Genomic DNA, 17,099 nt, shown 5'->3' with positions numbered 1-17,099 from the left:
CCCTCTCGCAGCGCGAGACTGTGTAGTTTGTCGAGACTGTCCGCCCCACGCACGCCTTCGCTGCCGACTTCTTGGAATCCTCCGTGTCTGTTCGCCATCACCACGCGTACGTTCGTCGGCATCGTCAGATGTGTATAACAGACACGGCCCCGCCCCCGCGCGGTCCGACCCCGCTCTTTCGTGAGGCACCGCGTCTCACATGAGAGGGGGAGATCACATCCGGAGGTTATAGGCGCGCTTAAGGGCACCCCCCTAGCATTCGAGCCATGACGGTCCTGCCTGACGACGGGCTCTCCCTGGCCGCCGAGTTCCCTGACGCGACGCATGAGCAGTGGCAGCGCCTGGTAGAAGGCGTACTACGCAAGTCGGGCAAGGACGTAACCGGCGAAGCCGCGGAAGCAGCCCTCTCCACCACGCTCGAGGACGGGCTGAACACCCGCCCGCTCTACACCGCGCCCGCCGGGGCCGCCGGCCACGGCGGCCACGGCGGCCTCGACGGTTTCCCCGGCTTCGCGCCCTTCGTGCGCGCCGGGCGGGCCGAGGGCAGCGCGGCCGGCGGCTGGGACGTGCGGCAGCGCCTCGTCGGGGACGACCCGGCGCGGGTGAACGAGGCCGCCCTCGGCGACCTGGAGAACGGCGTCACCTCCCTGTGGCTGACCGTCGGCCGGGCCGGCATCCCGGTGTCCGGGCTCGCCCGCGCCCTCGACGGTGTCTACCTGGACCTCGCGCCCGTCGCCCTCGACGCCGGCAGCGAGTACGCCGAAGCCGCCGCCGAGTTGCTGCGCCTGTACGCCGAGCGGGGCGTCGCCCCCGCCGCGGCCCGCGGCAGCCTCGGCGCCGACCCGCTGGGCCACGAGGCCCGTACGGGCGAGGCGCTCGACCTCGCGCCCGCCGTGGAACTGGCCCGGCTGGCCGTCGCCGAGTGGCCCGGGCTGCGCGCCCTGACCGTCGACGCCCTGCCCTTCCACGAGGCCGGCGGCTCCGCCGCCCAGGAGCTCGGGCTGTCCCTGGCCACCGGCGTGGCCTACCTCCGTGCCCTGACCAGTGGCGGCCTCTCCGTCGAAGCCGCGCTCGGCCAGCTGGAGTTCCGCTACGCCGCCACCGCCGACCAGTTCCTCACCATCGCCAAGCTGCGCGCCGCCCGCCGCCTGTGGGCCCGGGTCGCCGAGGCCTGCGGGGCCGCGGAGGCCGGCGCCCAGCGGCAGCACGCGGTGACCTCGCCGGTGATGATGACCCGGCGCGACCCGTGGGTGAACATGCTGCGCACCACCGTGGCCTGCATGGCCGCCGGCGTCGGCGGGGCCGACTCCGTCACCGTGCTCCCCTTCGACCACGAGCTGGGCCTGCCGGACGCGTTCGCCCGCCGCATCGCCCGCAACACCTCCACCATCCTGCTGGAGGAGTCGCACCTGGCCCGCGTGATCGACCCGGCCGGCGGCTCCTGGTACGTCGAGCAGCTCACGGACGAACTCGCCCACGCCGCCTGGGAGTTCTTCCAGACGATCGAGCAGGCGGGCGGCCAGGCGGCCGCCCTGCGCTCCGGGCTGGTCGCCGACCGCCTCGCCGCCACCTGGGCCGAGCGCAGCGCCAAGCTGGCCAAGCGGCGCGAGCCGATCACCGGCGTCAGCGAGTTCCCGCTGCTCGCGGAGAAGCCGGTCGTCCGCGAGGCCGCGCCGGCCCCGCTGACCGGCGGTCTGCCGCGCGTGCGGCGCGACGAGGCGTACGAGGAGCTGCGCGCCCGCTCCGACGCGCACCTGGCCGCGACCGGCTCCCGCCCGCGGATCTTCCTCGCGGCGCTCGGCCCGGCCGCCGCGCACACCGCGCGCGCCACCTTCGCCGCCAACCTCTTCCAGGCGGGTGGCGTCGAGCCCGTCCACGACCCGGTGTCCGTGGACGCGGCGACGGCCGCCGAGGCGTTCGCCGCGAGCGGCGCGACGATGGCCGTGCTGTGTTCCAGCGACGCGCTGTACGAGGAGCAGGCCGAGGCGGTGGCGGGCGCGCTGCGCGACGCCGGCGCGACCACGGTGTTCCTCGCGGGCCGGCCCGGGACCGCCGCGCCGGCCGTGGACGAGTACGTCTTCGCCGGCTGCGACGCCGTGGCCGTGCTGTCCTCCGTACTCGACCGGATGGGAGTGGCACGTTGAGCATCCCCGATTTCTCCGAGCTGGCGCTCGGCGGCGGCACCCCCGCCGGCGCGACCGAGGACCAGTGGCGGGCCGCGGTGAAGGAGTCCACCGGCACCGCCGCCGGGGACCTGCTGTGGGAGACCCCCGAGGGCATCGGGGTCAAGCCGCTGTACACCGGGCGCGACCTGGAGGGCCTGGACTTCCTGGCGACGTACCCGGGCGTGGCGCCGTACCTGCGCGGCCCGTACCCGACGATGTACGTCAACCAGCCCTGGACGATCCGGCAGTACGCCGGCTTCTCCACGGCCGAGGAGTCCAACGCCTTCTACCGCCGCAACCTCGCCGCGGGCCAGAAGGGCCTCTCGGTCGCCTTCGACCTGCCCACGCACCGCGGCTACGACAGCGACCACCCGCGGGTGACCGGCGACGTCGGCATGGCGGGCGTGGCGATCGACTCGATCTACGACATGCGCCAGCTGTTCGACGGGATCCCGCTGGACAGGATGACGGTGTCGATGACGATGAACGGCGCGGTGCTGCCCGTGCTGGCGCTGTACATCGTGGCGGCGGAGGAGCAGGGCGTACCGCCCGAGAAGCTGGCCGGGACCATCCAGAACGACATCCTCAAGGAGTTCATGGTCCGCAACACCTACATCTATCCGCCCAAGCCCTCGATGCGGATCATCTCCGACATCTTCGCGTTCACCTCGCAGAAGATGCCGCGCTACAACTCCATCTCGATCTCCGGGTACCACATCCAGGAGGCGGGGGCCACGGCCGACCTGGAGCTCGCGTACACCCTCGCCGACGGTGTGGAGTACCTGCGGGCGGGCCAGGAGGCGGGGCTGGACGTGGACGCGTTCGCGCCGCGGCTGTCCTTCTTCTGGGCGATCGGCATGAACTTCTTCATGGAGGTCGCCAAGCTGCGCGCCGCCCGCCTGCTGTGGGCGAAGCTCGTCAAGCAGTTCGACCCGAAGAACACCAAGTCCCTCTCCCTGCGCACCCATTCGCAGACCTCGGGCTGGTCGCTGACCGCGCAGGACGTCTTCAACAACGTCACCCGCACCTGCATCGAGGCGATGGCGGCGACCCAGGGCCACACCCAGTCGCTGCACACCAACGCCCTCGACGAGGCACTGGCCCTGCCGACGGACTTCTCCGCGCGCATCGCCCGCAACACCCAGCTGCTGCTCCAGCAGGAGTCGGGCACCTGCCGGTCGATCGACCCGTGGGGCGGCAGCGCGTACGTCGAGAAGCTCACGTACGACCTGGCGCGCCGGGCCTGGCAGCACATCCAGGAGGTCGAGGCGGCCGGCGGCATGGCGCAGGCCATCGACGCGGGCATCCCGAAGCTGCGCGTGGAGGAGGCCGCGGCCCGCACCCAGGCGCGGATCGACTCCGGCCGCCAGCCGGTGATCGGCGTCAACAAGTACCGCGTCGAGAACGACGAGCAGATCGAGGTCCTGAAGGTCGACAACTCCTCGGTGCGCGCCCAGCAGATCGCCAAGCTGCGGCGGCTGCGCGAGGAGCGCGACGAGGCGGTCACCCAGGACGCGCTGCGCGCCCTCACGGGCGCCGCAGACCGCGGTGACGGCAACCTGCTGGCCCTGGCCGTGGACGCGGCGCGCGCCAAGGCCACGGTGGGCGAGATCTCCGACGCCCTGGAGAAGGTGTACGGCCGCCACGCGAGCCAGATCCGTACGATCTCCGGTGTGTACCGCAACGAAGCAGGGGAGTCCCCGTCGGTGGAGCGGACCCGCGCGCTGGTCGACCGGTTCGAGGAGGCGGAGGGCCGCCGGCCGCGCATCCTGGTCGCCAAGATGGGCCAGGACGGCCACGACCGCGGCCAGAAGGTGATCGCCACCGCCTTCGCCGACCTGGGCTTCGACGTGGACGTCGGCCCGCTGTTCCAGACCCCGGCGGAGGTGGCCCGCCAGGCCGTCGAGGCGGACGTCCACGTGGTGGGCGTGTCGTCGCTGGCGGCCGGCCACCTGACCCTCGTACCGGCGCTGCGCGAGCAGCTGGCGGAGGAGGGCCGCGAGGACATCATGATCGTGGTGGGCGGTGTCATCCCGCCGGCCGATGTCCCCACCCTGCTGGAGATGGGCGCGACGGCGGTGTTCCCGCCCGGCACGGTGATCCCGGACGCGGCGCACGACCTGGTGGTACGGCTGGCCGCGGACCTCGGCCACGAGCTCTAGGCGGGCGCGGGGGATGCCACCGAGGATCGATGTCGATGCGTACGTGAAGGGAGTGCTCGACGGGAAGCGCGCGCAGATCGCGCGCGCGATCACCCTCGTCGAGTCCACCCGCGCGGAGCACCGGGTGCTGGCACAGCGGCTGTTGACGGAGCTCCTCCCGCACGCGGGCAACGCCCGCCGGATAGGGATCAGCGGAGTGCCGGGCGTGGGCAAGTCCACGTTCATCGACGCGTTCGGGACGATGCTGACGGGTCTGGGCCACCGCGTGGCGGTCCTGGCCGTGGACCCGTCCTCGACCCGCACGGGCGGCTCCATCCTGGGCGACAAGACCCGGATGGAGCGCCTGGCGGTGGACCCGTCGGCCTTCGTCCGCCCGTCCCCCTCGGCGGGCACCCTGGGCGGGGTCGCGAAGGCCACCCGCGAGTCGATGATCGTGATGGAGGCGGCGGGCTACGACGTGGTGCTGGTGGAGACCGTCGGCGTCGGCCAGTCCGAGACCACGGTCGCGGGCATGGTCGACTCCTTCCTGCTGCTGTCCCTGGCCCGTACGGGCGACCAGCTGCAGGGCATCAAGAAGGGCGTCCTGGAGCTGGCGGACGTCCTGGCGATCAACAAGGCGGACGGCCCGCACGAGCGGGACGCCAAGGCCGCGGCCCGCGAACTGTCCGGCGCCCTGCGCCTGATGCACCCGGCCGACGCGGCCTGGACCCCGCCGGTCCTGACGTGCAGCGCACGGGAGTCCACGGGCCTGGACGAGGTCTGGTCCCGCCTGGAGGCCCACCGCGAACTGCTGTCCGGCACGGGCCGGCTGGCGGCGAAGCGGGCGGCCCAGCAGGTGGAGTGGACCTGGTCGATGGTCCGCGACGAGCTGCTGGAACGGCTGCACGCGCATTCCGGGGTACGGGCCGTGGCCCCTGACCTGGAGACCGAGGTCAGGGAGGGCCGGCTGACGGCTACGTCGGCGGCGGACCGGATCCTGGCGGCGTTCGGGGAGGGGGCGGGGGCCTGATCTGGGCCCGACCTGGGTCAGAGCGTCGTCAGGGTGACGTGCTCGGGCAGGGCGCGGGCGTTCCGGATCAGGTCCGCCGACACGGGCACGATGACGGCTTCGAGGTCCGGGAGCCCGGCCAGCGGTGCCAGGTCGAGGTCGACGCCCGCGGCAATGCGCACGTTACGCAGCCGGGGGCACATCTCCGGCAGACGGCCCACCAGAGGCTGCACGTCGTCCGCCCCGTCACCCAGGATCCGGAGGGTGGTGACGCTGCTGAGGACGAGCCCGTCAGGCGCACTCTCGCAGGAACCCAGTTCCAAGGTCAGTTCACTGAGCAGCGGCAGGGCAGCGATCTCCCGCCAGTCGGCGGCGGAGACCGGCGCGCAGCTGGCGCCGAGATCCAGGGTCACGAGCCCGGTACAGGTGCCGAGGCCGGAGAGCCCCTCGCGCGGCACGGCCTCGCCGCCCAAGGTGAGGGCGCGGAGGAAGCGCGTGGCAGGCAGTGACTGCACGTCCCATTCCGCAGCCTCGCCGAAGGTGATCCACAGGTTCCGCAGTGTGGGCATGGGTCCGAGGGCCTGGAGGTCCGGAGCTCCGTCCATCTCCAGGGACTCCAGGGACAGTGAGGCGACCGGCGACAGGTCGATCCGGGCCGAATACGCCCCGACCCCGAGCCGTGCCAGCCGTGGCAGGCTCGGCAGCCGTTCCAGGACGGACTGCTCGGGGTCCGGGAGCACCAGAGAGGTGACCCCGGCTTCGGCGTCGTAGGCAAGGACGTCGTCGAACGGGACCCCGGGGCGGACGTCGAGTGCCGTCGGCCGGTCCGCAAGACGGCCCAACAGGGCCAGCTGTTCGGGGGTCCGCACGGTGTAGTCGAGGCCGTCCGGGTCCAGTTCTGCGATGACCTCCTCCAGGTAGGTCTCGGCATCGAACCGCGACCACGCCCACATGAGCTGGGAGCGGACCCCCAGGGAGCGGTGATCGGCGTACGCGCGGAGGAACGGAATGGCGGCGTCCGAGGCCACGTGAGTGGCCGCGACCGTCACCCACTTCGCGGTGATGGGGTGCAGGTACTTCGGTCCCGGCAGCAACTCCAGGATCAGCGGTCCGGCCTCCGCGAGAGCTCGCGCCTCCTCTCCGTTACCCGGCGGTACGAGACCGGCGACACGTGCCCGTACGGCCTCCCGGATGGCCGGGTCCAGCACGGTGGCCTGCTCCAGGCAGGCTGCGGCCAGCAGGTCGGCCCGCCGCTCCCCGACCGCCAGCAGCCCCCGGAAGATCTCCGCCCGTTCCCGCTTGTTGGCGAGGGCCACCGCCATCCGGATGACGTCCTCCCACTGGTCGTTCCCGGCGTTCGCGGAGAGCAGACCGAAGTCGCCCTCCTCGACCACGGCGCGGGCACCGAGGAAGTCCTGGAAAGTCTTGTGGACGAAGTCGACCGCGTCCGGAGCGGGTTCCCGGAGCAGGCCGCTGCGCAGCAGGAAGTGATCGAAGACGGCGGAGGCGTCCCCCAGCCTGGTCAGCTCGGGGACGGACGGCAGGGCCCGCCCGATGATGTCCTCGGCGCGGGAACGGTCCATCTCGGTCCGGCCGTTCTTGATCAGCCAGTAGGCGAGCCGCTGGAAGAGGTCCAGCTGGGCGTCCTCCCCGAGTTCGGGGACGTCGATGTCCCGCTCGCGGTCGCGGCGGCTCAGCAGCATGGACAGCGCGGCCTCGTACAACTCCTTGCGGCCGTGCGGCAGATAGCCGCGCCGGTCGCGGTGCAGGGCGCAGATCAGGCCGCACATCAGCGGGTTGGTGGCCAGCCGGCCCAGGTCCGGCTTGGCGCGTACGGCGGCCAGCAGCTGCTCCTCGTACGCGTCGAGTTCGGCCGGGTCGTCGGCGTCCGGGCGGGCCGCCGCGTGCCAGCGGCGGATGAACGTGGCGACCTCGGCGGGACCCATCGCGGACAGCGTGAGCTCGTCGAACCCCTCCTCCGCCAGCCATCGCTCGCTCACGGCGGACGGGCGGGAGGTGACCAGCCAGCGGTTGTCCCCGTCGTACGCCTCCATCAGGTCCCGCAGCCACCGGCGGGTCCACTCGCGCTCGCGTTCGGGAACTTCGTCGATGCCGTCGATGAGGACGAGGCCACGGCCGGCGGCGAGAACGCGCTGCTCCCACCCGGCCGGCTGGGACCCGGCGAGCGGGGAGTCGACGGCACTGAGGAAGTCCCTGGGCGCGGGCAGCCGGCCGCCGTTGCGGGTGATCGTACGGAGGGTCAGCACGAACGGGATCCGGTCGTGCAGGTACGCCATCCCCGGGTCCCGGCCCTGTCCGGTCGCACCCACCGCCAGCCATTGCACCAGGGTGGTCTTGCCCGATCCGGCTTCGCCCCGTAGCAGCACGCGGCGGCTGTCGGCGAGCACCTCGTCCGCGGGCTGGTGGCCGAGCAGGTGCCTGAGGAGGTGTTCGCTGACCCTCCGGTGGTACTCCGCGTGTACCGGGTCCTGCTCCGCCTCCTCCTCCCCCTCCGGGGGCTCCTCCGTCTCCAGGTACACCTCCCGGTAGATCCGCTCGGCGACCTCGTCGGGCATGTCCTCGAGTGCCAGGGGCGTGTCCGGTATCTCGTCCGGGGGGCCGTCGAAGTAGTCGTCGTACCTGGGGGCACACGGGTCGTCGTAGTGCGGCCACGGCGGGCTGAGGGTGGCTTCGAGGCTCAGGTACGCCACGTCCAGCGGCCACCGGGCCGGGGACCGGTTGAGGTCGATGCCGTAGATCGTCAGCTTGCCGTGCTTCTTCGCGATGTACCGCAGGTACTCCTGCTCGAACGCGGCGTCCTCCGCGCCCGGGAGCGGGTGGCGGCGGATCAGTTCGTCGACCTTCGCCGTCAGGCCGGCGACCGCGCGGGTCTGCTCGACCAGGGCGTGGGCGATGAACGTCGACCGCTGGGTGAAGAAGTGCAGGATGTGCAGGCACGCGGAGTCGAGCAGCCGCTCGTAGAAGTAGGTGGCGTCGGCGGTGAGTTCGCGGGTCGGGTCGCCGTACGTGGCGGCAGCGGCGTCCCGCAGCGCACGGGCGAACTCCGGCGCGCCCAGCCGGACCGCGTCCAGATCGGTGATCTTCAGTTCGCCCAGGGCCCGCAGGGTGGTGGTCAGCGCGTCCGCGACCGCCTGCTCCTCGTCGGGGGCGACCGGCCGCTCGCCGCCGGTCCGCAGGGCGTGTTTGACGATCTTCCCCGCCAAGCCGCGCACGTCCGCCTCGGTCAGGCTCCGCTTCTCGCCCCGGAAGGAGACGTACCCGGAGATCCGGATCGGCTTGTCGACGACTCCGGCGCCCGGCCCCTCGCTGACGAAGAGCCTGCGCACCAGCGGGCCGAGCACGCTCGACGCCAGTCGAATGCCGATGGTCCCCGGTTCCATGTACGTGTCCCCCGCCGAGCCGTGGTCGATCCCCGGGGTGATCTTACGTCTCGGCTCCCGAACGGCGCCGGGAACGGCCGGAGTTCACCGACCCCCGGCTCCGACCCGCCTCAGGGGGCCCGCCGAGGGCTACGCGACGGCCAGCGGCTCCGCAGCGGTCGCGTCGCCCAGTGCCGCCCGCAGTGCCCGCTCCTGATCGGCGCGCCCGCCGGGGGTCAGGAGGGCCGCCAGGACCGCCGTACGGGCCTGCCCGGCGCGCAGCGTGCCCGTCGGGACGGCGCCGGCGGCGACCAGGTCGACCGCGCCGCCCTGCGTGTAGATCTCGGTGACGGGGCCGGCCGGCACCCGGGTGGTCAGCGCGACGAGCACACCGCGTGCGGTGGCCTCGGCGACCGCCTCGGTGAACTCCGGGGTGGCGTTGCCCGCGCCGGTGGCGACCAGCACCACGCCCCGCGCACCTGCGTCGACGGCCGCGCGGAACAGCAGCGGGTCCGCGTCCACGTGGTGCATGACCATGTCCACCCGCGGCGCCTGCTCCGGCATCGCGGGCAGTACGAGGGGCTCCGGCCGCCGCGGCTGCCGCAGCACCGTCACCTTGCCGAAGCCGACCTTGCCCACCCACTCCCCGGAGGGGTCGGCGAAGGCGTCGTGGGCCACGGTCTGGGTCTTGACCGTGCCCCGTGCGGCGTGGACCCGGCCGGCGAAGACCACCAGGACGCCCAGCCCCCGCGTGGTGGCGGCCGTCAGCAGCGCGTCGTAGAGGTTGCCGGGCCCGTCGCCGCCCTCCGTGCCCATCGGCAGCTGCGCCCCGGTGAAGACGACCGTGCGCGGGTCGTGGTGGTGGAGGTCGACGAGGAAGGCCGACTCCTCCAGGGTGTCGGTGCCGTGGGTGACGACGATGCCGTCCACGTCCGGGTCGGCGAGCACCTCGTGGACGGTGCGCAGCAGGGTCAGCTGGTGGTCGGTGGTCAGCCGGGGGCTGTTCACGCTGAACAGGTCGACGACCTCGACCGTGATGCCCTCGGGCAGCGGGGCGGTGGCCATGACCTCGCGCCCGTCCGCGTCAGCGGCGAAACCGGAACCCTGCCAGCGGCTCGCTATCGTCCCGCCGGTGCTGATGACGACGATCCGTCCCACGCCCCGCCCTCCCTCGCATACGCCTCGAATGTGTTTACGGTAAACAGCAATCATAGGAAGAGCGGGCCGCAATCGGATTGCGTTCTCACCCACCCCCGCAACATTCCATGGCGGATAATTGCGCCATGGACGCCATTGACCGAGCAATCTTGCGTGAGCTCCAGAAGGACGGCCGGCTCAGCAACCAGGAGCTGGCCGCACGCGTCGGACTGACGCCTTCCCCTTGTATGCGGAGGGTGCGGCAGCTGGAGCAGGACGGGGTGATCCAGGGCTACCGCGCGGTGATCGACCCCGATGCGGTGGGCCGCGGCTTCGAGGTGCTGGTGTCGGTGGAGGTCCGGCGCGACCGGGAGGCGGTCGAGGCGTTCGAGGCGGCGCTGGAGAACATCCCCGACGTGGTCGAGGCGTACCGCCTCTTCGGCAGCCCCGGCTGCCTGCTGCGGATCGCGGTGGCCGACCTGCGGGCGTACGAGCGGCTGTGGATCGAGCAGCTCACGGCGCTGTCGGGGGTCACGGAGGTGAACTCGCAGATCATCATGAAGCGCATCAAGGAGCCGACGGGCCTTCCGGTCTGACCGCTGAACCGGTCGACCGCTGATCCCCACCGATGCGGTCACTGTCAGTGGTCGCCGCTACGGTCGTTCCAGTGATCCACACGGGGAGAGGCGGAGGGGCCGTGGACGGCTGGGACGACGACGTGCGCGAGGGCAGCGGCGCGGACGAGGGGCGCGGGGGCCGCGCAGAGCATGCAGGACACGCAGAGCATGCAGAGCACGGCGAGCGCGGCCAGTACGGCCCGCACGCCGAGGACGTCTTCGTGCTGCCCGACGCGTGGAAGCGGAATCTGCACCCGCGCCGCGGCGGTGTCCCGCGGCCCGTGCCCGCCGTCGACCCGGACGCCCGGGAGAAGGCGGAGGCCCTGGTGGCCGGGGACGCCCGGTGGATCGCGGACATGCTCGGCGTCGCGGAGAGCGACCCGGAGCTCGTCGGGGCCGCCCGCGCCCACCAGGGCGGGAGCCCGGACCCGCTGGGCGCCGCCGTGCTGGCCCGGCTGGCGACGAGGCGAGCGCCGGACCCCGGGTTCTTCGTGGACGCCTGGGCCGACGCGTTCGGGCTGCCCTTCGCGGCCTGTGCCGCCGTGGAGTTCGACGAGGTCCTCCCCTCGTACGTACAGAGCAGCACCCGCTGCGAGCTCTTCGGGGTGAAGCGGATCCCGGAGCCCAACGGCGGCTGGGGCCGGGCGCCCCGGCCGGTCGTCGACCGGGCCCGTGCCCTGCTCGCCGTGGCGGACGCCGCGGAGTACGGGGCCGCGGTCGAGGCGCTCGCGCGCCATCGGCACAGCCCGCGCCGCCGCGTGCGGGTCTCCTACCTCGTTCCCGCCGAGCAGGACTGGGTCACCGAGTGCGTGTCGGACAGCGCCACCGCGACCCACCCCGACGACGGCGTCCGCGCCCTCCTGGCGTGCGCGCTCGGCTCCGCCGAGCAGCTCGACCTGATGCGGGGCGGGGCGGAGCGGCTCTCCCTCGGCTGGCGCGGCTGGAGCGCGGCGCAGATCGCCACCGTGGCCGAGGGCGTCGGGGCCGCGCTGGGCCCCGTACTGGCCGCCGAGCTGACCGGTGCGCCGTACCAGCCGGAGGCCGAGACCACCCGGCTGCTCGCCGATGCTCTCGCCGAGCTGCCGGGCGACGCGACGTTCGCGGTCCTGCTGGACCGGGTGGCCGACAAGCACGTCCGGCCCGCCCTGCTCACGGCCGCGCGGAAGTACCCGGTACGGGCGCTGCGGATGCTGGCGCAGGCCGCCCTCGGCCAGGGCGCCCGGGCCACGGCGGCCCGGCGGCTGCTGGTCGGCCATGTCGCCGTCCACCGCGCGGCAGCCCTGGCCGCCCTGCCGGACCTGCCCGAGGAGGCCGCCGCGCTGGTCGGACTCCTCGCCCGGCAAGAGGGGCGGCTGCCCGAGGCCGCGGCGGACGCCCTGCCCGCGCTGCTGACCAGCCCGCCGTGGGCCGGCGAGCGGGTGGTCGTGAAGCCCGTGGTGGTGGCCGGCCTGACGGCGCCCGGGGAGACCGTCCTCGCCTGGCGGCCGGGCGAGCGCGAGGCCTGGGCGGCCGCCGAGACCTGGACCAACCCGTGGGCCGAGCAGGACGTGGAGAAGCTCGCGGAGCGGCAGCGCGCGGGCCGGCTGAGCGAGCACGACGCCCTGCGCCTGTTCGCCAAGGGCCCGGCCGAGCTGGTCCGCCCGCTGCTGGCCGAGTGGGACGGCCCGACGTGGTCGCACAGCGGCATGGACTCCTTCACCCCGATCGTCGCCGCCCACGGACCGGTGGCGCTGCCGATGGCCCTGACCCTGGCGAACCGGCTCCCGGCCGCCCTCGGGCCGCTGCTGATGCCCTACGTCGACGTGCGCGTGGCCCGCCTGATGGCGGACTGGCTGGTCCGGCTCAGGGCCGCCGGCCGCACCGCGCGCACCTGGCTGCTGCGGCACGGCCCCGAGGCCGCGCCCCTGCTGGTCCCCGACGCGCTGGCGAAGCCCGGCCGGGCGCGTACGGCCGCGGAGGCGGCGCTGCGGCTGATCGCGCTGGAGCACGGTGACGAGGCGGTCCGCGCGGCCGCCGCCGGGTACGGGCCGAAGGCCCTCGCCGGGCTGGAGGCCCTGCTGGGCGCCGATCCGCTGGTGGCCGCGCTGCCCGTGAAGCTGCCGGAGCCCGGCGCCGCGTCCGGCTGGGCCGAGCTGCCGGTGCTGTCGGTGCTGCCTGTGTTGCCGCAGATCGCCCTGCGCGCGGCGGACGGGCAATCCGCCACCGCACTGCCGGCCGCCGCGGTGCCGCACGTCCTGATGATGCTGGCGCTGTCCCGGTCCGACTCCCCCTACCCGGGGCTGGCCGCTCTCCGCGAGCTGTGCGAGCCGGAGTCGCTGGCCGAGTTCGCCTGGGCGGTGTTCGAGGAGTGGCGCTTCGCCGGGATGCCGCCCGCCGACGCCTGGGCGGTGCACGCGCTGGGGCTGCTGGGCGACGACGTGACGGTCGGCCGGCTCACCCCGGTGATCCGGGCCTGGCCGGGCGAGGGCGCGCACCAGCGTGCCGTGGACGGGCTCGACGCCCTGGCGGCGATCGGCACGGACGCGGCCCTGCTGGCCCTGTACGGGATATCGCAGCGGGTGCGGTTCAAGGCGCTCAAGGCGCGGGCCGCTGAGAAGATCGACGAGGTGGCAGCGGGGCTCGGGCTGACCGGTGAGCAGCTCGGCGACCGGCTGGTGCCCGACCTGGGGCTGGCCACGGACGGGTCCGCGGTCGTCGACTACGGCGCCCGCCGCTTCACGGTCGGCCTCGACGAGCGGCTGACCCCGTACGTGCGGGACGGGTCGGGCAAGCGCCTGAAGGACCTGCCCAAGCCGGGCGCACAGGACGACGCGGAGCTGGCGCCGGCCGGACGCAAGCGGTACGCGGCGCTGAAGAAGGAGCTGCGGGCCGTCGCCCCGGTCCAGCTGCAGCGGCTGGAGGCGGCCATGGTCTCGGGCCGGTCGTGGACGGGCGCCGAGTTCCGGCGGCTGTTCGTGGAACACCCGCTGGTGGGGCACCTGGCCCGGCGCCTGGTGTGGCTGGCCGCCCAACCCGGCGCCGGGCGGCCGGAGGACTCCGCCCCGGCGGGCCCCGTCGGGACCGGGCCCGTCCCGACCGGCCTCGGCACGTCCGTCCCGACCCCGGGCGGGCCCGTCCCCGCCGGACCCGGCACCGTCGGGCCCGGCACCGCCTTCCGGGTCACGGACGACCGGCCGCTCGGCTCCTACGTCGATGCCGAGGGAGCCCCGGTGGCGGTGGCCGAGGACGCGGTGGTCACCCTGGCGCACCCCGTGCACCTGGGCCGGGACGCGGTGGCGCGGTGGTCGGCGGCGTTCGACTCGCTCGCGGGCGCGGTCGCCCAGCCGTTCCCGCAGCTGGCGCGGCCGGTGTCCGCCCCGACGCAGGAGGAGGCCGGCCGGCACCGGCTCACCCGCTTCGAGGACCTCACCGTTCCCGTCGGCAAGGTGCTCGGGCTGACCCGGCGCGGCTGGGAGCGCGGCATACCGGCCGACGCGGGCGTGGAGCGCTGGATATCGCGCCGCCTGGGCCCGTCGTGCCACGTGGTGATCGAGCTGGATCCGGGCATCGCGGTCGGGGCGCTGGACCAGTACCCGGAGCAGAAGCTGGAGACGGTCTGGCTGGACACCGTGCCGGGCGACTACTTCCCGGTGGCCGAGCACCGGTGGAAGCTCGCCGACCTCGACCCGGTGCTGGCCTCGGAGATCCTGGCGGACCTCAACGACCTCACGGACCTGCCAGACCAGGCGGAGGTGACGGGCGTGACGGACTGACGGACCAGGCGGAGGTGACAGGCGTGACGGACTGACGGACCAGGCGGAGGTGACGGGCGTGACGGAGGTGACGGACCAGGCGGAGGTGACAGGAGTGGCGGAGGTGACGGGCGTGACGGAGGTGACAAGCGTGACGGGCTGACGGACGTGACGGATCTCAAGGACCGCACGGGCGTGCCGCCGAGGTGACGGATGCCCGGGCTCTGGCCCCGCCACTGCGCGGGAAGCGGAACCCGGGTGTATCCAGGAGTCATGGATCACGGGCCCACGCAACCGCGCAAGCTACTGCTTGCGGTCCCGTTCCTCCTGATCGCCCTGATCTCGATCGGCGACGTCCTGGCGCCGGCCGATGTGCACCTCGGCCCGTTCCTCGCCGCGGCGCCCGCCGTCACGGCGTCCTTCGCGGGCCCCCGCATGACGGCCTTCGTGGGTGCCGTGGCGGTGCTCGCCCAGGCGGTCGTCGCCGCGGCCCGCACCACCGTGACCGACCTGAATCACACCCTCCAGCTCACTGCCCTCGTCATGATCTCGGTCTTCGTGACCTTGTTCGCCCATCTGCGCGAGGTGCACGAGGAGCAGCTGAGCCGGCTGCGGTCGGTGGCGGAGGCCGCCCAGCAGGTGGTGCTGCGGCCGCTGCGGGACCGCATGGGCCCGCTGCACCTGGCCTCGGTCTACCTGGCGGCCGAGGCCGAGGCACAGATCGGCGGGGACCTGTACGCCGCGGCCCGTACGGCACACAGCACCCGCCTGATCATCGGCGACGTCCGCGGCAAGGGCCTGGAGGCGGTCGGCGACGCCGCGCTGGTCCTGGGCGCGTTCCGGGCGGCCGCCCACCAGGAGGCCGACCTGCCGGGCCTGGTCGCCTACCTGGAAGGCGCCGTCGGCCCCGATCCGAACGGCTCCGCCGGCCCCGCCGGCGTCACCGAGAGCTTCACCACGGCCGCCGTACTGGACATCCCCGACGGCGATACGACCCTCCGCCTCATCAGCTGCGGCCATCCGCCGCCGCTGCTGCTGCGCGACGGCAAGGTGATCCCCCTCCAGGTGGACCAGCCGGCCCCGCCGCTGGGGCTCACCGAGTTCGGCCCGTCCGGCCTGACCGCCCAGACCTTCCCCTTCGAGCCGGGCGACATGCTGGTGCTGTACACGGACGGGGTGATCGAGGCCCGCAACCGTTCCGGCACCTTCTACCCGTTGCAGGACCGCCTCGCGGACTGGTCGGACCAGGACCCCCACCTCCTCCTGCGCAACCTGTGCACCGACCTCCTGGCCCACGCCCCGGCGGGGCACCTGGGCGACGACGCGGCGATCGTGGCCATCGAACGCCTCCCGAACGGGAGCTTGTAGGTTGACCCGATGGCCCTTCTCGACATCTTGACCGGCACCAAGCACCCCAGCGGCGACGCCGTACCGCGTACCCCTGAGGAACTCCGGTCGGCCCTGCTCGCCCTGAACGGCCCGCAGACGCCGTTCCGCGTCCGCAACGCCACCCCTGCGGAAGGCGCCGACCTGGTCGCGGAGTGGAGCCGGACGCTCCCCGCCGGGACCGGGCGCCTGAAGGAACGGACCGTCAAGATACGGATGCGGCTGGTTCCGGAGACCCGCGAGGTCCGCGCCCTGGAGGAACTGTGGGAGGTCACTAGCGTCGCGCTGGGCAACACCCCCGGGGCGACGGTGAACCGCACGTACAACCGGGGCCGGGTGGCGGACGGACGGGAATGGACGTGGGACCGCGGCCCCGACGGCCGCATGCGGAAGACGGAGGTGATCCGCGACCGCCCGGCGGAGATGAAGCGCCCGGTGCAGGGCGCGGTCCTCGACGCAGGGTGGACGTGGCGCGGGGTGCTGTTCCGGCTGTGAGCCAAACCGGGCCACCCCGGGCGGGCCGCCGACCCGTACAGATTCCGCTGTACCAGTTCACGCTCTGGACCGTACGTGTCACGTTCCGTGAACATGGAGCGCATGAGCAGCGAATCTGAGCTTTCGGACTGCCTCAAGACCTTCGGCGCCGTCCTGAAGGCGCTGCGTGACGAGGCGGGCCTGACCCAGGACGAGTTCGCCAAGAAGGTGGGCTACTCGCCGCACTACATCGCAAAGATCGAGCAGGGCAAGCGGTTCCCGCCCGGGGATCTGGCTCCGCGGGCGGAGGAGGGTCTGGGCAACGCCGGTATGCGCGTCCTGGAAGCCGCTGCCCGGAGCCTGACGCGCAAGGCGGGACTGGCTTCCTGGTTCCACAGGTGGGCGGACATCGAAGAGGACGCCCGGTGCCTGTACACCTACGAGTGCAGGGCCATACCTGGGCTCTTACAGCCGGAGCCGTACATCCGGACGATCTTCGACCTGCGCCTGCCGCCCCTCTCCGAGGAGCAGGTCGAGCGCCAAGTGGCCGCGCGCTTGGAGCGTCAGCAACTTCTGGATAGGCGGCCGAACACCGAGTTCAGCTTCATCATCGAGCAGGCGGTGCTCGAACGCCGCCTGGGCGGGCCGGAAGTGACCCGCAGTGTCCTGGACCACCTGCTGACCCAGGGCCAACGCCGTAACGTCGAGATCCAGGTGATGCCGCTGCGACAGGAGGACCACGCCGGCGTCGATGGCCTCATGTACCTCGCACAAACCTCGCGACACGAGTGGGTCGGCTACTCCGAAGGTCAGCAGTCAAGCGTCCTCATCACTGGCCAGAATGACGTCAGCACAATGCTCCAGCGCTATGGCAGGCTACGAGCGCAGGCTCTTGGCCGCGAGGCCACCATCCGCCTGCTGGAGCAGATGCGAGGAGTCTCAATGACGGAGTCAAGCCGTCTGCGTGACCGGCGGAGTGGGGGTGAAGACCCGATTGTCTCGCAGCAGCGCCCACAGGACGCTTGCCCGGCGGCGAGCCAGAGCGATCACAGCCTGGAC

General features: G+C 73.1%; 9 protein-coding genes and 1 pseudogene. 8 read left to right on the top strand and 2 right to left on the bottom strand.

The window, feature by feature from the left end; all coding sequences use genetic code 11:
• Window positions 1-266 precede the first annotated feature (266 nt).
• The 3 genes from GPJ59_RS21440 to meaB are packed head-to-tail and all read left to right on the top strand — an operon-like array spanning window position 267 to window position 5,336.
• The gene (locus GPJ59_RS21440) at window positions 267-2,144 is read left to right on the top strand and encodes a methylmalonyl-CoA mutase family protein (RefSeq protein WP_219668851.1); all 1,878 of its coding nucleotides are present in this window, start codon (window positions 267-269) and stop codon (window positions 2,142-2,144) included.
• Entirely contained in the window at window positions 2,141-4,327 is a 2,187-nt protein-coding gene (gene scpA, locus GPJ59_RS21435; protein ID WP_219668850.1) for a methylmalonyl-CoA mutase, read from the top strand. Before GPJ59_RS21440 ends, scpA begins: the two co-directional genes overlap by 4 nt.
• A 13-nt stretch (window positions 4,328-4,340) precedes the next feature.
• Window positions 4,341-5,336: a methylmalonyl Co-A mutase-associated GTPase MeaB gene (gene meaB, locus GPJ59_RS21430; protein ID WP_219668849.1), complete on the top strand. Its 996-nt coding sequence runs from the start codon at window positions 4,341-4,343 to the stop codon at window positions 5,334-5,336.
• A 17-nt stretch (window positions 5,337-5,353) separates the two neighbouring features.
• Here the strand turns inward: meaB and GPJ59_RS21425 are convergent, their stop codons facing one another.
• Together GPJ59_RS21425 and GPJ59_RS21420 are read right to left on the bottom strand one after the other, a co-directional pair.
• A complete protein-coding gene (locus tag GPJ59_RS21425; protein WP_258024713.1) occupies window positions 5,354-8,716 on the bottom strand; it encodes an NACHT domain-containing protein in 3,363 nt (1,120 codons plus the stop codon).
• A gap of 129 nt (window positions 8,717-8,845) precedes the next feature.
• A complete protein-coding gene (locus GPJ59_RS21420) occupies window positions 8,846-9,853 on the bottom strand; it encodes an asparaginase (RefSeq protein ID WP_219668848.1) in 1,008 nt (335 codons plus the stop codon).
• A 125-nt stretch (window positions 9,854-9,978) separates the two neighbouring features.
• Between GPJ59_RS21420 and GPJ59_RS21415 the strand changes: the two genes are divergently transcribed.
• The 5 genes and pseudogenes from GPJ59_RS21415 to GPJ59_RS21395 form a co-directional block, all read left to right on the top strand.
• Window positions 9,979-10,428, top strand: coding sequence for an Lrp/AsnC family transcriptional regulator (locus GPJ59_RS21415; RefSeq protein ID WP_219668847.1), 450 nt, complete (start codon window positions 9,979-9,981; stop codon window positions 10,426-10,428).
• A 101-nt stretch (window positions 10,429-10,529) separates the two neighbouring features.
• On the top strand, window positions 10,530-14,201 hold the full coding sequence (locus GPJ59_RS38595) for a DUF4132 domain-containing protein (RefSeq protein ID WP_219668846.1): 3,672 nt from the start codon (window positions 10,530-10,532) through the stop codon (window positions 14,199-14,201).
• Between the two features lie 252 nt (window positions 14,202-14,453).
• On the top strand, window positions 14,454-15,548 hold the full coding sequence (locus GPJ59_RS21405) for a PP2C family protein-serine/threonine phosphatase (RefSeq protein ID WP_219668845.1): 1,095 nt from the start codon (window positions 14,454-14,456) through the stop codon (window positions 15,546-15,548).
• Window positions 15,549-15,557: 9 nt separating this feature from the next.
• Entirely contained in the window at window positions 15,558-16,061 is a 504-nt protein-coding gene (locus tag GPJ59_RS21400; RefSeq protein WP_219668844.1) for a hypothetical protein, read from the top strand.
• 93 nt (window positions 16,062-16,154) lie between these two features.
• Window positions 16,155-16,976: pseudogene (locus GPJ59_RS21395) on the top strand (helix-turn-helix domain-containing protein); the annotation flags it as partial.
• Window positions 16,977-17,099: the final 123 nt, after the last annotated feature.

It is taken from the genome of Streptomyces bambusae (assembly GCF_019400985.1).
In the GTDB taxonomy this organism is placed as follows: Bacteria; Actinomycetota; Actinomycetes; order Streptomycetales; family Streptomycetaceae; genus Streptomyces; species Streptomyces bambusae_A.
The sequence above is the reverse complement of the archived record's forward strand: the minus strand, read 5'-3'. Positions and strand labels throughout refer to the sequence as shown.